At 59.4% G+C, this 19315-nt stretch carries 16 protein-coding genes and 1 pseudogene; 3 read left to right on the top strand and 14 right to left on the bottom strand.

Features of this window, described 5'->3' with window-relative positions; translation table 11 throughout:
- Nucleotides 1-43: 43 nt before the first annotated feature.
- The 13 genes and pseudogenes from fliD to BLU75_RS03705 all read right to left on the bottom strand — a co-directional run bounded on the left by fliD (nucleotide 44) and on the right by BLU75_RS03705 (nucleotide 15496).
- Nucleotides 44-1411, bottom strand: coding sequence for a flagellar filament capping protein FliD (fliD, locus tag BLU75_RS03760; RefSeq protein ID WP_084380711.1), 1368 nt, complete (start codon nucleotides 1409-1411; stop codon nucleotides 44-46).
- Between the two features lie 82 nt (nucleotides 1412-1493).
- Nucleotides 1494-1838 carry a flagellar protein FlaG gene (locus BLU75_RS03755; protein ID WP_084380709.1) on the bottom strand — a complete coding sequence of 115 codons (345 nt, stop codon included), beginning with the start codon at nucleotides 1836-1838 and terminating at the stop codon, nucleotides 1494-1496.
- Between the two features lie 72 nt (nucleotides 1839-1910).
- Complete coding sequence (locus BLU75_RS03750; RefSeq protein ID WP_084380707.1) at nucleotides 1911-3614, bottom strand: flagellin N-terminal helical domain-containing protein; 1704 nt, start codon at nucleotides 3612-3614, stop codon at nucleotides 1911-1913.
- 161 nt (nucleotides 3615-3775) lie between these two features.
- A complete protein-coding gene (locus BLU75_RS27145; RefSeq protein WP_157720752.1) occupies nucleotides 3776-3928 on the bottom strand; it encodes a hypothetical protein in 153 nt (50 codons plus the stop codon).
- A 16-nt stretch (nucleotides 3929-3944) separates the two neighbouring features.
- Nucleotides 3945-4874, bottom strand: a complete 930-nt coding sequence (locus BLU75_RS03745; protein WP_084380705.1) for a ketoacyl-ACP synthase III — start codon at nucleotides 4872-4874, stop codon at nucleotides 3945-3947.
- Between the two features lie 288 nt (nucleotides 4875-5162).
- Nucleotides 5163-6782: a flagellar hook-associated protein 3 gene (locus BLU75_RS03740; RefSeq protein WP_084380703.1), complete on the bottom strand. Its 1620-nt coding sequence runs from the start codon at nucleotides 6780-6782 to the stop codon at nucleotides 5163-5165.
- Between the two features lie 14 nt (nucleotides 6783-6796).
- Nucleotides 6797-8842: a flagellar hook-associated protein FlgK gene (flgK, locus tag BLU75_RS03735; protein WP_084380701.1), complete on the bottom strand. Its 2046-nt coding sequence runs from the start codon at nucleotides 8840-8842 to the stop codon at nucleotides 6797-6799.
- Nucleotides 8843-8852: 10 nt separating this feature from the next.
- Entirely contained in the window at nucleotides 8853-10109 is a 1257-nt protein-coding gene (gene flgJ / locus BLU75_RS03730) for a flagellar assembly peptidoglycan hydrolase FlgJ (protein ID WP_084380699.1), read from the bottom strand.
- Nucleotides 10110-10119: 10 nt separating this feature from the next.
- Nucleotides 10120-11208, bottom strand: a complete 1089-nt coding sequence (locus tag BLU75_RS03725; protein WP_090221610.1) for a flagellar basal body P-ring protein FlgI — start codon at nucleotides 11206-11208, stop codon at nucleotides 10120-10122.
- A gap of 27 nt (nucleotides 11209-11235) precedes the next feature.
- Nucleotides 11236-11931 (bottom strand): flagellar basal body L-ring protein FlgH, encoded by a 696-nt coding sequence (flgH, locus tag BLU75_RS03720; protein WP_084380697.1) that lies wholly within the window; start codon nucleotides 11929-11931, stop codon nucleotides 11236-11238.
- Nucleotides 11932-11984: 53 nt separating this feature from the next.
- On the bottom strand, nucleotides 11985-12770 hold the full coding sequence (gene flgG / locus BLU75_RS03715; RefSeq protein WP_084380695.1) for a flagellar basal-body rod protein FlgG: 786 nt from the start codon (nucleotides 12768-12770) through the stop codon (nucleotides 11985-11987).
- Between the two features lie 75 nt (nucleotides 12771-12845).
- Nucleotides 12846-13586: a flagellar basal body rod protein FlgF gene (locus BLU75_RS03710; protein WP_084380818.1), complete on the bottom strand. Its 741-nt coding sequence runs from the start codon at nucleotides 13584-13586 to the stop codon at nucleotides 12846-12848.
- 349 nt (nucleotides 13587-13935) lie between these two features.
- Nucleotides 13936-15496, bottom strand: a pseudogene (locus BLU75_RS03705) (sigma-54-dependent transcriptional regulator).
- Nucleotides 15497-15773: 277 nt separating this feature from the next.
- Here BLU75_RS03705 and phhA point away from each other — a divergent pair.
- From phhA to BLU75_RS03690, 3 genes are all read left to right on the top strand, one after another.
- A complete protein-coding gene (gene phhA / locus BLU75_RS03700; RefSeq protein WP_084380691.1) occupies nucleotides 15774-16565 on the top strand; it encodes a phenylalanine 4-monooxygenase in 792 nt (263 codons plus the stop codon).
- A gap of 105 nt (nucleotides 16566-16670) precedes the next feature.
- A complete protein-coding gene (locus BLU75_RS03695) occupies nucleotides 16671-17027 on the top strand; it encodes a 4a-hydroxytetrahydrobiopterin dehydratase (RefSeq protein ID WP_084380689.1) in 357 nt (118 codons plus the stop codon).
- A complete protein-coding gene (locus BLU75_RS03690; RefSeq protein ID WP_172832061.1) occupies nucleotides 17024-18223 on the top strand; it encodes an amino acid aminotransferase in 1200 nt (399 codons plus the stop codon). The genes BLU75_RS03695 and BLU75_RS03690 overlap by 4 nt, the downstream gene beginning before the upstream one ends.
- Nucleotides 18224-18273: 50 nt before the next feature.
- On the opposite strand, the gene BLU75_RS03685 is transcribed toward BLU75_RS03690, so the two are convergent.
- Nucleotides 18274-19191, bottom strand: coding sequence for an IS110 family transposase (locus BLU75_RS03685; protein ID WP_084381955.1), 918 nt, complete (start codon nucleotides 19189-19191; stop codon nucleotides 18274-18276).
- Nucleotides 19192-19315: the final 124 nt, after the last annotated feature.

Below are 19315 nucleotides of genomic sequence, written 5' to 3'. Positions count from 1 at the left end.
ACTGTGCGTCCAGGCCCTTTTACCGGTTCCGGACGCCCGCCGGTCAGTTCGACTTCGGATTGTTCAGTGAGTTGAGGGTGGTCATGATGCTGGAGCTGCTGGCGTTAATCTGCGCGATCATCGTATCCATCGCCGTGTACTTGGCGGACAAGGATTTCTGCAGGGATTCCATCCGTCGGTCCAGGTTTGCCTGTTCGGTGGTCAAGTCGGTCAGCTTGGTATTGAGGTCCGTGGCGCGGGTCGCCAGCGTCCCTGTGGAGCCCACATAGCTGGAGGTCGCCTTGTTCATGCGGGAGATCAAACCGGTGTCACCGGTGAACAGCTTGGCGATGTCACCCGCACCTTTGACCACGGCCTTGTCCCACGCCTTGTCGTCCAGGCTCAACAGCCCGGTTTTCTGGTCGGTGGTAATGCCCGCCTGGGACAGGCTGCTGATGGTTCCGGCACCAGAACCGTTGACCAACTCACTGCGCAGACTGGCGACCAATTGACGCATCGACGAATCACCGGTCAAGGCGCCCGCCGTGGTCGTCGAAGCATCGCCGGTGGCGGTGACTTTGGTCTGGGTGTTGATCGCAGTCATCAGCGCGTTGTAGGCGGTGACGAACGATTGCACCGAGGTCTTCAAGGTCTCGGTATTGCTGGCAACGGTGATAGTGACCGGCTTGGCGGGATCTTCGGCAGCCACCAGATCCAACGTCACACCACTGATCGCGGACGTCACCTTGTTGCTGGTGGACTCCATCGAGATGCCGTCGATGGTGTATTTGGCGTTCCTCGCCGGTTCACCCGCGTCATAACCGACGGCCAGCTCCGAATCACCGCTGAGGGTGATATCGGTGCCTTCGCCGCTGGTGGTCGAGGTGAGTACCAGTCGCGCACCGTTGGCATCGCTCAACACGTTGGCGCTGATGCCTTGGGAAGACAGCTGGGTATTGATCGACTCCCGCACCTGTTGCAGGGTCGCGCCACCAGGAATCACCACGTCGTAGCTTTTGCCCGACTGGTTGATCGTCAGTGTCTGGTCTTCATCACTGGTATTGGCCTTGCCCGACGCGCCGTCTTCGATCACCTTGCTGGTGACTTTCGACGCGGTGGCGAGGTTCTGGACCACAACGGTGTATTTACCGGCGGACGCGCCATCACCCAGGGTGACCTTGACGTTTTTTTCTTCGGAGGTACTGGCCGCCAGTCCATTGAACGCGGAGACATTGTTCAACTTGGTGATTGCCGACTGGTAGGCTTCCAATGCCGTCTTAATAGTACCGACAGCCGACAACTTGACGGTCGTCTGTTTTTGCTGATCGGTAATCTGCGCCTGTTTAGGCGCCTTTTCGGCCCCCACCAACGCGCTGACGATGGCTTGGGTGTCGTAGCCCGAACCTGGGCCGGAAATCGTTGAACTAGCCATTTGCTATTCTCCTTGTCCTGCGGCTGCCGCTTTATTGGCGCAACGCGCCCAAGCAGCAATCAGAAACATGTTTCGTGCCAACTCAAGCCCGGGTATCAAACAACAGGCTGCTGACATCGCTCAGATTCTGCGCCAACTTCAGCGCGGTCTCCGATGGTATCTGTCGAATCACTTCGCCACTGTCGGTGGCGATCACCTTGACGACCACTTTGCCGGTGGTGTCATCGATGGAAAAGTCCAGGTTACGTTGAGTAGCCTGCACGTATTCACGAATATCGGTTACCGCTTTTTCCAGCGCTACCCGCTGCGGCTCCTCGTCAGAGGTCGACTCGGTATTGGCCGTGGGCGGGTTCTGGGCCGGGGTTGCGTTACTAGTCTGGGTTACGCCAGCCGGGTAAGACGCGTTCAGCTTGATACTCATGTCCATGTCATCACCTCAAAACTGAAAAAACGGAAGGGCACGTAGACGCGCCCTTCCGTTGACTGACCGCTACCGATATTACTGAAGCAGCTTCAGTACAGCGGATGGCAGCTGGTTGGCCTGGGACAGGATCGCGGTGGAAGCCTGTTGCAGGGTTTGTTGCTTGGTCAGTTCAGCGGCTTCAGCAGCGAAGTCAGCGTCTTCTACGCGGCCTTTGGCGGCCGAGGAGTTCTGCGAAATGCTCTGCAGGTTGGCCACGGTGCTGGCGAAACGGTTTTGCACCGCACCCAGCTGCGAACGCTGGCTGTCGATCTGCTGCATGGCATCGTCCAGCGCCTGGATGGCCTGCTGCGAAGAAGCGGCAGTCAGGACGCTCAGGTCGGAAACGCTGGTTTCCATGGTCACGGCAGTTTTGGTGCCGTTACCAGCAACAGTGGTCAGACCCAGGGCAGCCAGACCCGTACCGGCGCTACCGTCCTTGATGGTGATGTCTTTGTCAGCGAACAGGTTCAGGGTACCGTCAGCGTTTTTGCTGGCTTGAACACCGGTGCTGGCGCTGTTGATCGAAGCTACGATCGCGTCAGCGGTGTCACCCTTCTTGAACTTGACTTCAACGCCGTTTACGTCGATCGAGGTGTCAGCGGTCAACTTGGCCTGAGTAGTGCCAGCCGAGAGGCCCAACTGCGACAGCGAACCGCTATCGGTGTTGGCCAGCTTGATCTCTGCACCATCACCCGAGGTCACCTTGACACGACCGCCTACCAGTTCCGCGGTAGCGCCAGTACCGGCCTCAGCAGCGATGGCGGCCAGAACGGTTGTCATGTCGTCGGTATCAACCCAATCAACAGCGACTCCGTTGACCGAGATACCACCGGCAGCGCCCATGATAGACGCGCCAGTGGGAGTTACAGCAGCGTTGCTACCAGCAGTCATGCCGAGAGCGGCCAAGCCATCAGTACCAGTGGTTGGTGCCGCGAGAACAATGGCCTTGGTCGATATCAGGCTCACTGTACCGGTAGCATCGGCAGTGGCAGTCACACCTGTGATGTCCGACTGAGCGTTGATAGCGGCAATGGCAGCGGTAGCGGCAGGAACACCAGCAGCACCCGCGCCCAGCGTGATATCAAGGCCGTTGATGTTGATCGCTTCGCCAGCGAGAATGGTGGCGTCCGCGGTACCGGTCACAGTAGCCTTGGTCAATACCGAACCAGTAGCGGTAGCCGCCAGGCCAGTCATTGCAGTACCGTCTACAGCCGCTTCGCTGAAGTTGCCTTTCAGAGCGGTAGAGCTGATGTCGGTCATGCCGAACGAGATAGTTTCGTTGGCGTTGGCGCCGATCTGGAACGCTACGTTGTTGAACGAGCCGTCGAGCAGGTTACGACCACCGAAGGTGGTGGTGCTGGCGATACGGTTCAGCTCGCCGACTTTAGCGGTGAATTCTTGTTGCAGGGAAACACGGTCAGCGTCGCTTTTATCACCGTTGGCCGCTTGCAGGGCGAGTTCACGCAGACGCTGCAGGGTGTTGGTGGATTCTTGCATTGCGCCTTCAGCGGTCTGGGCAATCGAAACACCGTTGTTGGCGTTGGAGATTGCAACGTTCAGGCCTTTGACCTGGTTGTTCAGACGGTTGGCGATCTGCATGCCAGCAGCGTCGTCTTTGGCGCTGTTGATTTTCAGGCCCGAAGACAAGCGGTTCATCGACTGGCTCAAAGCGTCGGATGCTTTGTTCAGGTTCTTCTGGACGCCCAGGGAAGTAATGTTGGTGTTTACGGACATTGCCATGACGAAATCCTCGTGAGTTGGATACTGCGGCTTCCGGCCCTGGCAACCGCCGGGTGTGGCCTAGAGAACCTTCGTAATAGTTATCGTCGTGAATGCAGGTTGCTTGAGGATTTTTTTGATTTTTTTTACTAGCCCTGTGCCATCCCTTGTATTTCAAGGCCTTAGCCCCGCAAAAACCCCAAGCGGGAGCAGGCTTGCTCGCGATGGCGCTGGATCAAGCACAGATGCGGTAACTGACCCAGCGCCATCGCGAGCAAGCCCACTCCCACACACACAAAAACGCCGATGATCTTTCGATCATCGGCGTTTTTCATGCAGCCTATCAACGCATCACGGCCGATAGATGATCGCCGAGCCCCAGGACAGGCCCACACCAAAACCGCTGATCGCCACGCGTTTCCAGGTGGCGTCCATCACGTGCTTCTCCAGCAACAGGGGAATGCTCGACGACACCGTATTGCCGGTCTCGACCATGTCCTTGATGAACTTGTCCACCGGTGCGTCTTCAAAGCGACGGGCCACGGCGTCGACAATCGCCGCGCTGCCCTGGTGGATGCAAAATGCGTCGATATCGTCCGCCTTGAGGTCAGACTCATCGAGCAACTGGTGCAAATGCGCCGGCACTTTGATCAGGGCGAAGTTGAAGACCTGACGCCCGTTCATGAAGAACACGCCGTCGCTGACCTTCAAGTGCGGCGCCCCGGAGCCGTCGGTGCCGAACTTGGCTTTGCCCAGCACCCATGGCGCATCTTCGCCCATCCAGGTGGCGGTGGCGGCATCGCCGAACAGCATAGTGGTGTTGCGGTCTTGCGGGTCGACAATCTTCGAGTACGGGTCAGCGGTGATCAGCAGGCCATTTTTCAGGCCCGCGGCTTCCATGAAGCCTTTCATCGCATAGATGCCGTAGACGTAACCGGAACAGCCCAGGGAAATATCGAAGGCGGCAACGTGGGTCGGCAGGCCCAGTTTGTCCTGGACGATGGCGGCGGTATGCGGCAAGCCCTCTTCATCGCCGTTCTGGGTCACGACGATCAGCGCATCAATGGCGTCGCGCTGCAGATCCGGGTTTTTGGCAAACAAGGCGTTCACTGCTTCGACACACAGGTCGGAAGTTTCCTGCGCAGCATCCTTGCGCGGCAGAAAAGCCGAACCGATCTTGCCAATGATGAATTCTTCATCCTTAGCGAATTTTGCACCCTGGGCGTAGTTATCAAGCCCGTCTGCCGGCACATAGCTGGCGATGCTTTTTATGCCAATCATTGTGGCTTCCCAATACTAAATAGCTGGAGAACACCCCTGAATGCATTCAGGAGCGCTGACAATAAAGGGGATAACCCCGCAGAAAAACCGCCGAAAGCGCCACCCGGCACCAATGAAACGGGCTCGGCAGCCACCTGTCCTTTTTACACGATACAGTGAAGATGCCCTTTATGACTCACAGGTCACTGATTTTTTGTGCGCATTGTACAAAAGCACGAAGAACTTCGCGCCCGCAAACGACAACGGCCCAGCCTGTTGCCAGGCTGGGCCGTCGGGTCTTGCCGCGAATTACATGCGGCTGAACAGGCTCAACTGCGAGATTTTCACGAACGCCAGCTGTGAGGCCTCGAGCATCGCCTTCTGAAACGCCAGATCAATGGATGCCGTCGCCACATCGGTGTCGCCAATCGCCGAAACCGTCGATTTGTTGGCCAGGACCATGCTGGTGTTTTCCGTCTCCTGGATCTGCAACGAGTTCAGCCGCGCGCCAATCGAGCCACGCACGCTGTCCACCTGGGCATAGGACGCCTGCAGATTGGTGATGGTCGCGTTGACCACATCGCTCAGTTTGCCCTGGGCAATCGGATCACCATCGGAGGGTGTCTCCAGCGCCTGGCGTAACTGACTGAGGGTATCCAGGGCGTTCTGCGACTTGTGGGTGCTGGAACCGACCGAAAACTGATCCCCGGCCCCCGGCGCGCCCGCCACATTAAAGGTCACCCCTGCCGCGGTGATGGTGTCCGGCGTCGCCGGCACCGGTGGCGGCCCCGGCAACGCCGGTGTGCCAGGTGTCACCGAACCGGCAGACACGGGTTTGCTGTCGGCGTTGATCGGCTGGGCGTACACCTCATAATCGGTGGCCGAGGTGAACTTGATCACCGCGCCCTTGTTCGGGAATGTGCTGGAGTAGTCCGCCTGACTGGTCACGTTGCCCGCCGACAACTGCGCCGTGGAGGCGTTGCTCGGGGTGCGCGATACGCTGAAGCTGTCCGGTTTGGTTTCCAGGGTATACACCCGATCCTGGTAAACCGCATCGGTGTCGGGACCGGGCTTGACGTCGGTGAAGTTCTGGTCGATATCGAAGGTCACGCCCCGCAGACTGATGGAGGCGCTGCCTTCCTTGGTCGCGTCAAACACGCCATTGCCGGCCGTCTCCGAGGTGATGTCGTTGCCCGCCGAATCCGTCACGGTGTACTGGGTGCTGCTGAGAAAGGTCAGCTTATAGGGCTGGCCCTCGGTAAAACTCTTGTCATAGGCCGACGGCGATTCAATCGTGCCCGCCGAGACCCAGATCTTGCCATCGTTGACCTCGGGAGTCGCCTGGGTACGACCGGCGTTAGGCGTACCTTCCAGAATGCTCTTGCCCGTGTCGTTAACCACCATCGACAAGGTGTCCGAGACCTTCAGGCTCAGCGCAGTTTCATCGCCCTGATAGCTGTAGGTGCCATCGCTGTTGCGCGCATAAGGCGGCGTGTCGCTCTTGCCGCCGGAAAACAGATAGTGACCGGACGAGTCCTTGCTGTTGAGCAGGCTCAGTACCTGCTTCTCGATTTCACCGATCTCGGCGGCCACGGCCTTGCGGTCGTCGTCGCTGATACCGCCGCCGCCCTTGCCCGCGACCTTGATCGCCAGCTCGCCGGCACGCTGCAAGGCGGTATTGATACTTTCCAGCACACTTTCCTCGCTGTTGAGCGAGTTTTTCATGCTGCTGATGTTGCCCGCGTACTGACCCAGCATGTCTTGCTGTTGTTGCAACAGCAACAAACGCGCGGCGCCGACCGGATCGTCCGCCGCTGTCTGGATGCGCACGCCGGAGTCGATCTGCTGCTGAGTCTTGGTGACATTGGAAAAGTTGTTCGAATAACGCGAAGCACTGGTATCGAAATACTGTTCGGTCGAGATACGCATCGTCTCAAACTCCCTTAAAGACTGTTGATCAGCGTGCTGAAGGTTTCTTGCGCAGCCTTGATGATCTGCGACGACGCGGTGTAATACTGCTGGAACCGGATCATGTCACCCGCTTCTTCGTCCAGGTTGACCTGGGACACGGAGCTGCGGCTGGACTTGGCGGAAGCGAGCATGGCATCAGTGGCGGAGTTGTCGACATTCGCCTGGCTGGCCTTGCCGCCCACGGAGGACACCAACTGGCTGTAGGCGGTGGTCATGCTGACGCCGGCATTGCCGTCGGTCGCGCCCACGGTCTTTTTGGTTTGCAGCTCAAGCAGGCTCAGGGCGTTACGGTTGTCCAGAGTGCCGCCGGCGTTGAACGACACGCTGAAGTTGTCACCCTCTTTCGGCTCACCACGAATCATCGTGTCAACGCCAAAGGTTCTGGGGTTGCCGGCAGCGTCATTGATCACATTACCGGCCGCGTCCAGCATCGGCACGTTGATGGTCAACTTATTGTCCTGGCCCGGAATAATGGTGCCGTTACCAATCGGGTTGCCCTTGGCGTCGTTGATCACGTAGCTCTGAGTGCCATCGGCGGCGGGCTTGCCGAACACCATCTTCACCGGCAGAGAATCTTTGATGGCGGCTTCGAGCTGAGCGGTGTCGGCACCGCCGTGGATATCCAGGGGCACCGACAAAGTCGGTGCGCCAAACACGCCGGTACCGCTGTTGTTCTTGTTACCCTCGGCGAGCAACGGCCCGGAGAACGCCAACTTGTTCGGGTCGCTCATCACCACCTTGAGGTTCGTTGCGCCATTGGCGGTCGGGCTGACCTTGAACGTGTCGCCCTGGGCCATGCCGCCCTGGCCGTCGAGCACCAGGGTAAAACCATCGATGACCGGCGCCGGCTGAGTCATGTCGAACGCGCCCATGGACTTGCCGTCCGAACGGATCACCGTGTAATTGTTGGCGTCGGTGAAGGTCACTTTATAGTCAAAGGTCGTCAGCTCACTGGCGTTTTTGATACTGACGTTCAGGTTGCCCGCACTGCTGTTGTTCGGACCGCCGACACTGCGCTGGCTGATGGCCGTGGCGCTGTTGATATCATTGAACAGCGCGCCACCAAACTGACCGTTGGCGTCCAGGCCCTGGCCCAGTTGAGTGTTGATGCTCTCGGCAACCACCAGCGCCGTACGCCCCAGATCGTTGATGGCGGGCATCAATACATCACTGCGGTAGCGCAACAGGCCGCCGATGGAACCGCCACTGATGACCGAGCTTACATCCATCTGTTGCGAACCGCTGGCCAGCATGATCGTGTACTGGCTCTTGTCGTTTCGACTCGGCACCGCCGACAGCGGGTTGGAAATACCGTCCGACACCAGCGACTGCCCGGTACCGAGGCTGACCTCGAAGTGGCCGTTGGTTTCGGTGACCTTCACGCCCACCAATTCGTTGAGCGCACGCACTGCTTCGTTCCGCGAGTCCAGCAGGTTCGCTGGCTCTGCATTGCCCGAGCCGCGCGCCTGGCTGATCTGCTGGTTAAGGGCGGCGATGGACGCGGTCAACTGATTGACCTGGCCGGTGATGGTTTCCAGCTGACCGTTGATGCCTTCCTTCTGCTTGTTCAGCTCAGCGCCGATCGAGTTGAATCGATTGGCCAAGGTCTGGCCGATAGTCAGCACCAGTTGGCGCGCCGAGTTGTCGCTGGGGTTGGCGGACGACGTCTGCAACGCCGCAAAAAAACTGTTCAGCGCCGCGCTGACGCCAGTGCTCTGGTCGGACAGCAGCTTGTCCACCGACCCGATCTGGTCCAGATAAGCCTTGGCATCGCTATTGAGCGATGTCGTGGTCTGCAACTGGGTGTCCAGGTACTGGTTGTAGACCCGGCGCACATCCGCCAGGGTCGTGCCGGTACCGACAAACACCCCATCGAACCCGGTCATGCCGTTGGCTACCTGGGTGGTCTGCTGACGCGAGTATCCCGCAGTCTTGGCGTTGGCAATGTTGTTACTCAAGGTCGCTAGCGCCCCTTGAGAGGCATTGAGCCCCGACATCCCGATATTGAGCAAACCCATGGTTCAGACCTTATAAAAGAGTGGGCGCCTGCGCGGCAGCGTAATTCTGGTAGCTGTTCATCGTCTTGGCGATCTGCGAAATCTTGCTGGCATAGTTCGGATCAGTGGCGTAGCCGGCTTTCTGCAACTCGCGTACAAATCGTTCCGGGTTATCGGCCGACTTCAGAACTTCTTTATATCTTTCATTGCTTTGCAGCAGCGTCACGAGGTCATGGAAGCTGTCCTGATAGGAATCGTAGGAACGGAACTGCGCCGTTTCCTTGACCATCGCGCCGTTGCGAAACTCGCTGGTGATTGCGCGGGCTTGAGGGCCCTGCCAGCTCTGCCCGGCCTTGATCCCGAACAGGTTATGGCTGCTGGTGCCGTCTTGCTGGCGCATCACCGATTTGCCCCAGCCGGTTTCCAGGGCGGCCTGGGCCACCAGGTAACGCGGGTCGATGCCAATGCGCTCGGCAGCCTGCTTGGCCATCGGCAGCATGGTGGAGACAAACTGGTCTTGCGAACTGAAGGCTTTCTTCGCCGGCGCCAGCGGCGGCTGGGCCACGGCACGGCCGTGAATCTGCATGTTCGCGTCGCGCAGCGCAAAGGTACGCGCGGCGCCGTTGATCACGCCATCTTCCAGGGCACTGTTGCGCAGCGGCGCGGCCTTGGCGCTGCTCGCGGCTTCAACGCCCGGCACAATCCCGGCCAGCAGGCGATCCGTCAACGTGCTCGGCAAGGAAATCCGCCGCTGATTCATCAGCGCCATGTCGTTATGTACCACGCCGTCATCCACTCGCGGCGCCACCGCCACGCGCGATGCCCACAATGGGCGCTGACCGTTGGAGCGACCCAGCGGGCCATCCGCCAAGGTACCGGCGGCAATCGGGGTCGGCACATCGACTTTCTTCGGCGCTTGCTCCGGCCCCTGCAAGGTCGAGGCCTGCCCTTCCACTGGCTGGTTCTTTTGCATCTGGCGCATCAGCACGTCCGCCAGACCGATGCCGCCGCCCTCTCGGGACAACGACACCGCCAGTTGCTGGTCGTACATTTCCTGATACTGCTTGGCCGCCGGCGTGTTCAGCGGGTTGTCCTGGCCCAGCGCATCGGTGGCCGAGCGCATCGACTTGAGCATCTCGTTGAGAAACAGCGACTCGAACTCCTGCGCCACCTTGCGCATGTTGCCTTCGCTGTTTTTGTCGCCATATTTGAGCTGGTTCAGCCGGTTGAGGTCGGAGTAAGAACCCGAGTCCGCCGTACTGCTGATACCGCTCTTGCGCATGTCCATGACCAAGACCTCAAATCACAATCAGGTCGGCTTGCAAGGCGCCGGCCTGTTTCAGGGCTTCAAGGATTGCCATCAAGTCGCCGGGCGCCGCGCCCACCTGATTCACCGCGCGGACGATTTCATCCAGGGTGGTGCCCGGACCGAACTTGAACATCGGCTTGGCTTCTTGCTGGGCATTCACCCGTGAGCGCGGAACCACAGCCGTTTCGCCGTTGGAAAACGGCCCGGGCTGACTGACAATCGGGTCTTCGGTAATGGTCACGGTCAGACTGCCGTGGGTCACGGCGGCTGGCGAAACCTTGACGTTCTGCCCGATCACGATGGTGCCGGTGCGGGAATTGATGATGACCTTGGCCACCGCCTGCCCCGGATCGACTTCAAGGTTTTCCAGGATCGACAGGTAATCCACGCGCTGGCTCGGGTCCAGCGGTGCCGTCACCCGCACCGAACCGCCATCGATGGCCTGGGCCACACCAGGGCCAAGCAGATCGTTGATCTTGTCCACCACACGTTTGGCGGTGGTGAAGTCCGAACGGTTGAGGTTCAGGGTCAGGCTGTTGCCCTGATTGAAACCACTGGGCACGGTACGTTCTACCGTGGCGCCACCGGGAATCCGGCCGGCGGACGGTACGTTGACGGTGATCTTCGAGCCGTCACGGCCCTCGGCATCGAAGCCGCCTACCACCAGGTTACCCTGGGCAATGGCGTAGACATTGCCGTCGATGCCCTTGAGCGGGGTCATCAGCAGGGTCCCGCCGCGCAGGCTTTTCGAGTTACCGATGGACGACACGGTGATGTCCACCACCTGCCCCGGCTTGGCAAACGCCGGCAAATCGGCACTGATGGACACCGCCGCGACGTTTTTCAACTGCACGTTGCCCGAGCCGGGCGGCACCTTGATCCCGAACTGCGAGAGCATGTTGTTGAAGGTCTGCAAGGTGAACGGCGTCTGGGTGGTCTGGTCGCCCGTGCCGTTAAGCCCCACCACCAGCCCGTAGCCGATCAGCTGGTTGCTGCGCACCCCGGAAATGCTCGCGATGTCCTTCAGGCGTTCGGCCTGGGCGGCGACGCTCAGGGAAAGCAACAACACCGCCGCCATCAGCTGTTTGAATGTCAAAGTGATCACCTAGAAAGGGAACAGCGGGCTAAGGAAGAAACGGTCAAACCAGCCCGGCTGACTGGCGTCGGCAAACGAACCCGTCCCCGAATAGGTAATGCGTGCATCGGCAATCCGCGTGGAAGGCACGGTGTTGTCAGTGGCAATGTCATCCGCACGCACCATGCCGGCAATGCGCACCAGTTCGTCACCGGTGTTGAGCGTCATCCACTTCTCGCCGCGGATGGCAATGATGCCGTTGGGCAATACATCAGCAACGGTCACTGTGATCGAACCCACCAAGCTGTTGCCCTGCCCCGCCTTGCTGCTGCCGTTGGTGGCGCGATCGCCGCTGTAGCCGACGTCCAGGCTCAAGTCACCCCCACCCAACGGGTTATTGGTATTCAAGCCGCCGCCGAACAGCGAGGTCAGGCCAATCCCGGTCTTGCTGTTCTTGGCCACCTGGGAGTTGGCGTTCTTGCTCGCCGTGGTGCGCTCATTGAGGGTGATGGTGATGATGTCACCGACCCGGAACGCCTTGCGGTCGCTGTACAGGTTCTGTTCGAAACCGGCCTGATAGATCGAACCGTTGTTGGCGGCGGCAGGCAGCGGCGTGCGTGGCAACACCGGCGCGTAGTACGGGTCATTGGGTTTTGGCGTCGGGGCAACGCAGCCCGCGAGCACGGCAATCCCACTCAATGCCAGAACAGAAACAAAGCGACTCATGACCCTTACCTCACGGTGTTGCAGACGCCCCAAACGACGCGTCATGGACTTGGTTACAGATTCTGCGTTACGAACGAAAGCATCTGATCGGCGGTGGAAATCACCTTGGAATTCATTTCGTAGGCGCGTTGCGTGGTGATCATGTTGACCATCTCTTCAACGGTGCTGACGTTGGAGGTTTCCAGGGTGCTTTGCAGAGTGGTACCAAAGCCATTGAGGCCTGGGGTGCCGACTTGCGGCGCGCCACTGGCGGCGGTTTCCAGGAACAGGTTGTTACCGGTGGCTTGCAGGCCGGCCGGGTTGATGAAATCGGCGGTCTGCAGGTTGCCGATCACTTGCGACGCCGGGTTACCAGCGATAGTGACCGACACGGTGCCGTCAGCGCCGACGGTAAAGGTCTGTGCGTCGTTGGGCACGACAATCGCCGGCTCCAGGGCAAAACCGTTGGCGGTCACGACCTGACCGTCGGCGTCCAGGTGGAAGGTACCGTCACGGGTATAGGACGTAGTCCCATCCGGTTGCAGGATCTGGAAGAAACCGCGGCCGTTGATCGCCATGTCCAGCGGCTGACCGGTCTGCTGCAGGTTGCCGGCGCTGAAATTTTTCTGGGTGCCGACAATCGACACACCGGTACCGACTTGCAGGCCAGACGGCAATTCGCTGTCCTGGGTCGACTGGGCACCAGGCTGACGCTTGATCTGATAGAGCAAGTCCTGGAACTCGGCGCGATCACGCTTGAAGCCCGTGGTCGACACGTTCGCCAGGTTGTTGGAAATAACGGTCAGGTTGGTGTCCTGAGCGGACAAGCCGGTTTTGGCAACCCATAGAGCCGGAAGCATGCTGTTCTCCTTCGTGCGCCTGTTTGTTGGCGCCGCGTTGCGCTATTTATTTAAAAGCAGGTAGTGAGGCGGCTATCAGCTCATCTGCATGACACGGGTCATGGCCTGATCGTCTTCTTTGGCGCTGTTCATCATTTTGATGTGCAGCTCGAATTGCTTGGACAGGGCCAGCACCGCGGTCATTTCTTCGACGGCATTGACGTTGCTTGACTGCAGAAAACCCGAGACCACCTTGACGCTGGCATCGACCGGTGCTGGCTGGCCGTCCTTGGTATGGATCGCGCCGTCCAGCCCTTTGGTCATGTTGGCGAGGTCCGGCTTGACCAGCTTGATGCGATCCACCTCAGCCATCACCCGCGGGTCTTCGCCCATGGCGCGGATGCTGATGGTGCCGTCTTCGCCGACTTCGACTTTCTGCTCGGGCGGCACCGCGATCGGCCCGCCGTTGCCCATGATCGGCATGCCGTTGCCGGCCCGCAGAACGCCCAGTGCGTCGATGTTCATGCTGGCGGTACGCACGTAGGCTTCGCCGCCATCCGGGGTTTGCACCGCGATCCAACCATCACCGCCGACGGCGACGTCAAGGTCGCGACCGGTCTCGACCATGGAACCCGGAGAAAAATCGGTGCCCGGCCGCTCGGTCAAGGCAAACGCCCGCGCCGGAAAGCTGTCACCAAACACCGGCATTGAGCGGGCCTGTTCCAAGTCTCGCTGAAAGCCGTTGGTGGAAATGTTCGCCAGATTGTTGGCATGAGCCTTTTGCGCCAGTGCGTTCTGGCTGGCGCCGGTCATTGCCACATAAAGGTACTTGTCCACGCTCATTCCTCTTCCTGACGGACGTTTGCCGCCCACCGTTGCACTGAAGAGTCTTTAGCAATTTACGCACCAACTTTTTGAAATCTTCGCAAAGGCAGGCAGAGCAAGGGGTTGCGGGGTGACCTGGGTGGAGTGGGGATTGAGGGGAGACGGAAAAACGGCGGGATTGTGCCGGTTGCGGCAATGCGCGCGAGTCCCAGTTAAGCAACGCAACCTGTGGGGTGGCCGGCTTTTTGTGAGCAAGCTCCCTACCTGTAGGAGCGAGCCTGCTCGCGAAAATAGTTAACGATGACGGGGGAAATCTGGCCCCCCCGAGGCGAATTCAGGTTTTTCGCGAGCAAGCTCGCTCCTACAGGACCTTGACTACCTCATGCGCGCGCAACTTATTGGCAATGGTCGTATGCGAAACCCCCAACCGCTTGCCCAGCAGCCGACTACTCGGATGATCCACATACAATCGCTCCAGCACCGCCTTTTCAAACCGCCCGACAATCTCTTCCAGGTCGCCCTCAAGAGAGAAATCGCCAAGCGGCTGACGCACGCCGTAATCCGGCAAGCGAATATGCTCGGCCTTGACCGTCCCTCCGTCACACAGAGAAACCGCCTGAAACAACACGTTCTCCAACTGCCGTACATTGCCCGGCCAATGATAATGACTGAGCCGCTCCATCGCCGCCGGCGCCAGCTTCGGCAACGGGCAGCCAATCAACCGGCTGGCCTGATCGAGAAAATGCTCCACCAGCGGTGGCAAGCCATCCAGGCATTCACGCAGCGGCGGGATATGCAGCGACAGCACGTTTAACCGATGATACAAATCCTGCCGAAACTCGCCACGGGCACACAGCTCCGACAAATCCACCTGGGTCGCGCAGATCACCCGGACATCCAGGTAAACCTCTTCATCACTGCCTACTCGGCGAAAACAACCGTCCTGCAAAAAACGCAGCAGCTTCGCCTGCAACCGCGCGCTCATTTCCCCGACGCCGTCGAGAAACAATGTGCCGCCGGCGGTCAACTCCAGCAGGCCCAGCTTGCCCTCGGCCCTGGCCCCTTCAAAGGCGCCAGGCCCGTAGCCGAACAGCTCGGTTTCAGCCATGGACTCCGGCAAGCCCGCGCAATTAAGCGCCATCAATGGCGATTGCCCGCGCGGGCTGGCGAGGTGACAGGCACGGGCCAGCAGTTCCTTGCCGGTGCCGGTTTCACCTTCTATTAATAGCGGCGCATCCAGCGGCGCCATGCGCCGGGCTTCACGGACCACGGCGGCCATGACTTTGGAGCTTTGGAAAATACTGTCGAAGCCGCGCAACTCTTGTTTGCGCACGTTGTAGATGCGTTCTCCGACCCGGTCGGCGCGGTGCAGGGTCAGCACGGCACCCGCCATGGCTTCGCTGTCATCGTGTTCCGCAGACTGCAGCGGTGCGATGTCGGCGAGGAATACGTCGCCCTTGACCTTGACCCGCAAGCCATTGATCCGCGATTTACTGGCACGCACCAGCTCCGGCAAGTCGAAGTCTTCGGCGTAGCGCGACAAGGGAATCCCGGGGACTTCGTCCACCCGCACCCCGAGCAATTGCGCCGCAGCCCGGTTGGCCGCGACAATCGAGCCGCCCATGTCGATGGACAACACCGGGAACTCCAGCGCCCCCCAACAAGGCGTTGAGTTCCATATGCCTACGCTCGCTCGGCATCAACCCTACGCGCTTGACCCCAAATACCCCGGCAATCGCCGCGAACTGCGGGCGCAACGCCTGGAATTGCATGTTCACCAGATTCGGGCAGTACAGGTAAATGGCGTTGCCATGCTCGCCACCGACTTCGCCTTTGGCGACGTTGACCCCGTACTCGACCAGCAGATTGAGGATGTCCCGCAGGATGCCGATACGGTTCTGGCAATGCACTTTGATACGCATGAAAAGGCCCGATGGGTTAGAGAAGGGCTGATCGGACTGCGTCTTTTTGCCGCCGGACGCAGATAATTGTCAAGATTATGTGACAGCCATCGGCCTTTTTAAACCTGCAAATCGCAATCCCCAGCACTCGACGCACAAGACGTAACGAATAGTTTACAAAACATGCAGACTTTTCCTACTTACCTGGACAACAGGTGGCTGGAATCCAGCTGCGGGAGAGGTATCAATAGGCTCATAGCAGGATATAACAAGAACGAATGCCTAGCAGGAGAGCCGTATGAAGCAGACGCAGTACGTGGCCCGCGAGCCCGACGCGCAAGGTTTTATCCACTACCCGCCTGAAGAACACGCGGTGTGGAATACCCTGATCACTCGTCAACTGAAAGTGATCGAGGGTCGCGCCTGCCAGGAATACCTGGACGGCATCGACAAGCTCGCCCTGCCCCACGACCGTATCCCGCAACTGGCGGATATCAATAAAGTGCTGGCCGAAACCACGGGCTGGCAAGTTGCCCGGGTACCCGCGCTGATTCCCTTTCAGACCTTCTTTGAATTGCTCGCCAATAAGCAGTTTCCGGTGGCGACCTTTATTCGTACCCGCGAAGAACTGGATTACCTGCAAGAGCCGGACATTTTCCACGAGATATTCGGCCATTGCCCACTGCTGACCAACCCTTGGTTCGCCGAATTCACCCACACCTACGGCAAGCTTGGCCTCGCAGCCACCAAAGAGCAGCGCGTGTACCTTGCCCGCCTGTACTGGATGACCATCGAGTTCGGACTGGTGGACACGCCAGAAGGCCGACGCATCTACGGGGGCGGTATTCTGTCCTCGCCCAAAGAGACCGTGTACTGCCTGTCGGACCAGCCCAAGCATCAAGCCTTCGATCCGCTGGAAGCCATGCGCACGCCTTATCGCATCGACATCCTGCAACCGTTGTACTTTGTCCTGCCCACTCTCAAGCGCCTGTTCGAAGTGGCGCAGGAGGACATCATGGGCATGGTCGAGCGCGGCATGCAGTTGGGTCTGCACGCGCCGCTGTTCCCACCCAAACCCAAGGCGGCCTGAACGCCTGCCTTTATCGCCAGGTGAGTCTATGCCCTGGCCGCGCGTTGCTTTAGGGTGACGCCACTGACGACTGACTTCCACCCACTCGATTTCAGGAACACGCTCATGACCACCTTGAACCAAGCCCACTGCGAAGCCTGCCGCGCCGACGCCCCGCAAGTCAGCGATGAAGAATTGCCGGTGCTGATCAAACAGATCCCCGACTGGAACATCGAAGTGCGCGATGGCGTGATGCAGCTGGAAAAGGTCTTTCTGTTCAAGAACTTCAAGTTTGCCCTGGCCTTCACCAACGCCATCGGCGAGATCTCCGAGGCCGAAGGTCACCACCCTGGTCTGCTCACCGAGTGGGGCAAAGTCACCGTGACCTGGTGGAGCCATTCGATCAAGGGCCTGCACCGCAACGACTTCATCATGGCTGCGCGCACTGACGAAGTGGCCAAGGATGCCGAGGGCCGCAAGTGATGCATTTCGCCGCCATTGGCCGCGTCCCCGGCGACCCGATCCTCGGGTTGATGGAGTCTTATGCCAAAGACCCGAACCCGCAAAAGTTCGACCTCGGGGTGGGCGTCTACAAAGATGCCCAGGGCCTGACACCGATTCTGCAAGCGGTGAAACGTGCCGAGCAGCGGCTGGTCGAGCAGCAGACCACCAAGACCTACATCGGCGGACATGGCAATGCCGCCTTTGGCACGTTGATCAGCGAGTTGGTGCTGGGCGCCGAGTCGCCACTGCTCAAGGCACGTCGTGCCGGCGCGACCCAAACCCCGGGCGGCACGGGCGCCCTGCGCCTGAGCGCCGATTTCATCGCCCACAACCTGCCGGGGCGCGGCGTATGGCTGAGCAATCCGACATGGCCGATCCACGAAAGCATTTTTGCCAAGGCCGGACTCAAGGTCAGCCACTACCCTTACGTCGACAGTGACAATCGCCTGGACGTAGCGGCGATGCTCGCGACCCTGACCAACGTGCCCAAGGGTGACGTGGTGCTGCTGCACGCCTGCTACCACAACCCCAGCGGCTTCGATCTGTCCCGGGATGACTGGCGCCAGGTGCTGGAGATCGTCCGCGAGCGCCAACTGCTGCCGCTGATCGACTTCGCCTACCAGGGCTTTGGCGACGGCCTGGAACAAGACGCCTGGGCGGTCCGGCTGTTTGCCAATGAATTGCCCGAAGTGCTGATCACCAGCTCTTGCTCGAAGAACTTCGGCTTGTACAGCGATCGTGTGGGCGCGCTGATCGTCTGCGCCGACGCGGCTGAAAAGCTGCTGGATGTGCGCAGCCAACTGGCCTTTATCGCACGCAACCTGTGGTCGACGCCGCCGGATCACGGGGCTGCGGTCGTCGCGACCATTCTCGGTGACGCCGCGCTGAAACAGCTCTGGAGCACGGAAGTCGAAGCCATGCGCTCGCGGATCGCGCAGCTGCGCTCGGGGTTGGTAGAAGCGTTGGCGCCCCATGGTTTGTCAGAGCGATTCGCGCATATTGGCGTGCAACGCGGGATGTTTTCCTACACCGGTTTGAGCGCCGGGCAGGTGCAACAACTGCGGGAAAAACACAGCGTGTACATGGTCAGCTCCGGGCGTGCGAACGTCGCCGGGATCGATGAAACGCGCCTAGGGTTACTTGCTGAGGCCATTGCAGACGTCTGTAAAGACTGAGGCAAAACGCGATGCAAATGTGGGAGCAACTGTCTTCACCATGCCATTCGTCACCGCCACTCAGTGCCATCTCGCAACATGGCATTGAGCCTAATCAGCAGTACACGCATGCAGGCGATGAGCGCGACCTTCGCGCTCTTACCTCGCTCTCGAAGGCCTTCGTAGCGTGCCTTGAAGTCGGGCTGATGGCGGATTACAACCCAGCAGGACATGTACAGAGCCCGTCTGACACGGGCTCTGCCTCCATAGATATGTCGCTTCCCGCTGTGATTACCGCTGTCGTCGTTCAAGGGCGCGATACCTGCCAAGGCCGCAACCTCACGGCGATCAAGCTCACCTAGTTCGGGCAGATAAACCAGCAAACTCGCGGTGGCAACCGTACCGATACCTTTAACAGAGATGAGCCGCTGGGCTTTTTCTGCGTCCAGTTCGTGCATGCTCTGATTGATGGCCTTATCAAGTTGCCTGATTTGCGTTTGCAGGAAGTGAATATGGCCTTTGATCAGCGCAATAACGGCTGGTAGCTGGGCTTGCTGAAGACGGCGCTTATTGTCGTCTCGTTGCTGAACGAAATGCTCGCGCTGCTGAACCAGCTCGCGGAGCGCTTCACGCTCAGGCGAAATAACCTTGCTGCTTGAGGCATTCAGCACTTCAGCAAAGTCTGCTAGAACGGCCGCATCAATAGCGTCAGTCTTCGCATTCTTGCCCATCGCCACGGCAAAGGATCTGGCTCGGCGAGGATTGACCCTGAGCACCTTGAAGTTTGCGCCTTGCAGAGCCGCCATGGCATTACGCTCATAGCCCCCGGTGGCCTCCAGCAAAATCAGACTGACTTCAAACTGACTCAATCGTCGAATCAGCTCAAGAAATCCTTCTGAAGTGTTTGAAACATCGAAACCTTCGCTCTGTGGTTTAACCCAGACGACAAGGTTTGATTTTGAGATGTCGATACCGACCCAGGAAATCATGGCAAAACCCTCTTACACTCAGATGTGAGAGTGCTCTGGCTTTGCCCACGCTTGTGATTTCGAGTGGCTGCTCGTCCAACTGTTCGGGCTTGTAGGCCAGAGTGGAAAGGTGGATGGCAGCTCG

It is taken from the genome of Pseudomonas mucidolens, assembly GCF_900106045.1.
In the GTDB taxonomy this organism is placed as follows: domain Bacteria; phylum Pseudomonadota; class Gammaproteobacteria; order Pseudomonadales; family Pseudomonadaceae; genus Aquipseudomonas; species Aquipseudomonas mucidolens.
Note: the sequence above shows the minus strand (reverse complement) of the source record. Positions and strands in the feature narration are given on the sequence as shown.

Excerpts from the sequence above, each read along its gene's own strand:
- fliD (WP_084380711.1), bottom strand. The coding sequence starts at position 1,411 with ATGGCTAGTTCAACGATTTCCGGCCCAGGTTCGGGCTACGACACCCAA.
- BLU75_RS03755 (WP_084380709.1), bottom strand. The coding sequence starts at position 1,838 with ATGGACATGAGTATCAAGCTGAACGCGTCTTACCCGGCTGGCGTAACC.
- BLU75_RS03750 (WP_084380707.1), bottom strand. The coding sequence starts at position 3,614 with ATGGCAATGTCCGTAAACACCAACATTACTTCCCTGGGCGTCCAGAAG.
- BLU75_RS27145 (WP_157720752.1), bottom strand. The coding sequence starts at position 3,928 with ATGAAAAACGCCGATGATCGAAAGATCATCGGCGTTTTTGTGTGTGTG.
- BLU75_RS03745 (WP_084380705.1), bottom strand. The coding sequence starts at position 4,874 with ATGATTGGCATAAAAAGCATCGCCAGCTATGTGCCGGCAGACGGGCTT.
- BLU75_RS03740 (WP_084380703.1), bottom strand. The coding sequence starts at position 6,782 with ATGCGTATCTCGACCGAACAGTATTTCGATACCAGTGCTTCGCGTTAT.
- flgK (WP_084380701.1), bottom strand. The coding sequence starts at position 8,842 with ATGGGTTTGCTCAATATCGGGATGTCGGGGCTCAATGCCTCTCAAGGG.
- flgJ (WP_084380699.1), bottom strand. The coding sequence starts at position 10,109 with ATGGACATGCGCAAGAGCGGTATCAGCAGTACGGCGGACTCGGGTTCT.
- BLU75_RS03725 (WP_090221610.1), bottom strand. The coding sequence starts at position 11,208 with ATGGCGGCGGTGTTGTTGCTTTCCCTGAGCGTCGCCGCCCAGGCCGAA.
- flgH (WP_084380697.1), bottom strand. The coding sequence starts at position 11,931 with ATGAGTCGCTTTGTTTCTGTTCTGGCATTGAGTGGGATTGCCGTGCTC.
- flgG (WP_084380695.1), bottom strand. The coding sequence starts at position 12,770 with ATGCTTCCGGCTCTATGGGTTGCCAAAACCGGCTTGTCCGCTCAGGAC.
- phhA (WP_084380691.1), top strand. The coding sequence starts at position 15,774 with ATGAAGCAGACGCAGTACGTGGCCCGCGAGCCCGACGCGCAAGGTTTT.
- BLU75_RS03695 (WP_084380689.1), top strand. The coding sequence starts at position 16,671 with ATGACCACCTTGAACCAAGCCCACTGCGAAGCCTGCCGCGCCGACGCC.
- BLU75_RS03685 (WP_084381955.1), bottom strand. The coding sequence starts at position 19,191 with ATGATTTCCTGGGTCGGTATCGACATCTCAAAATCAAACCTTGTCGTC.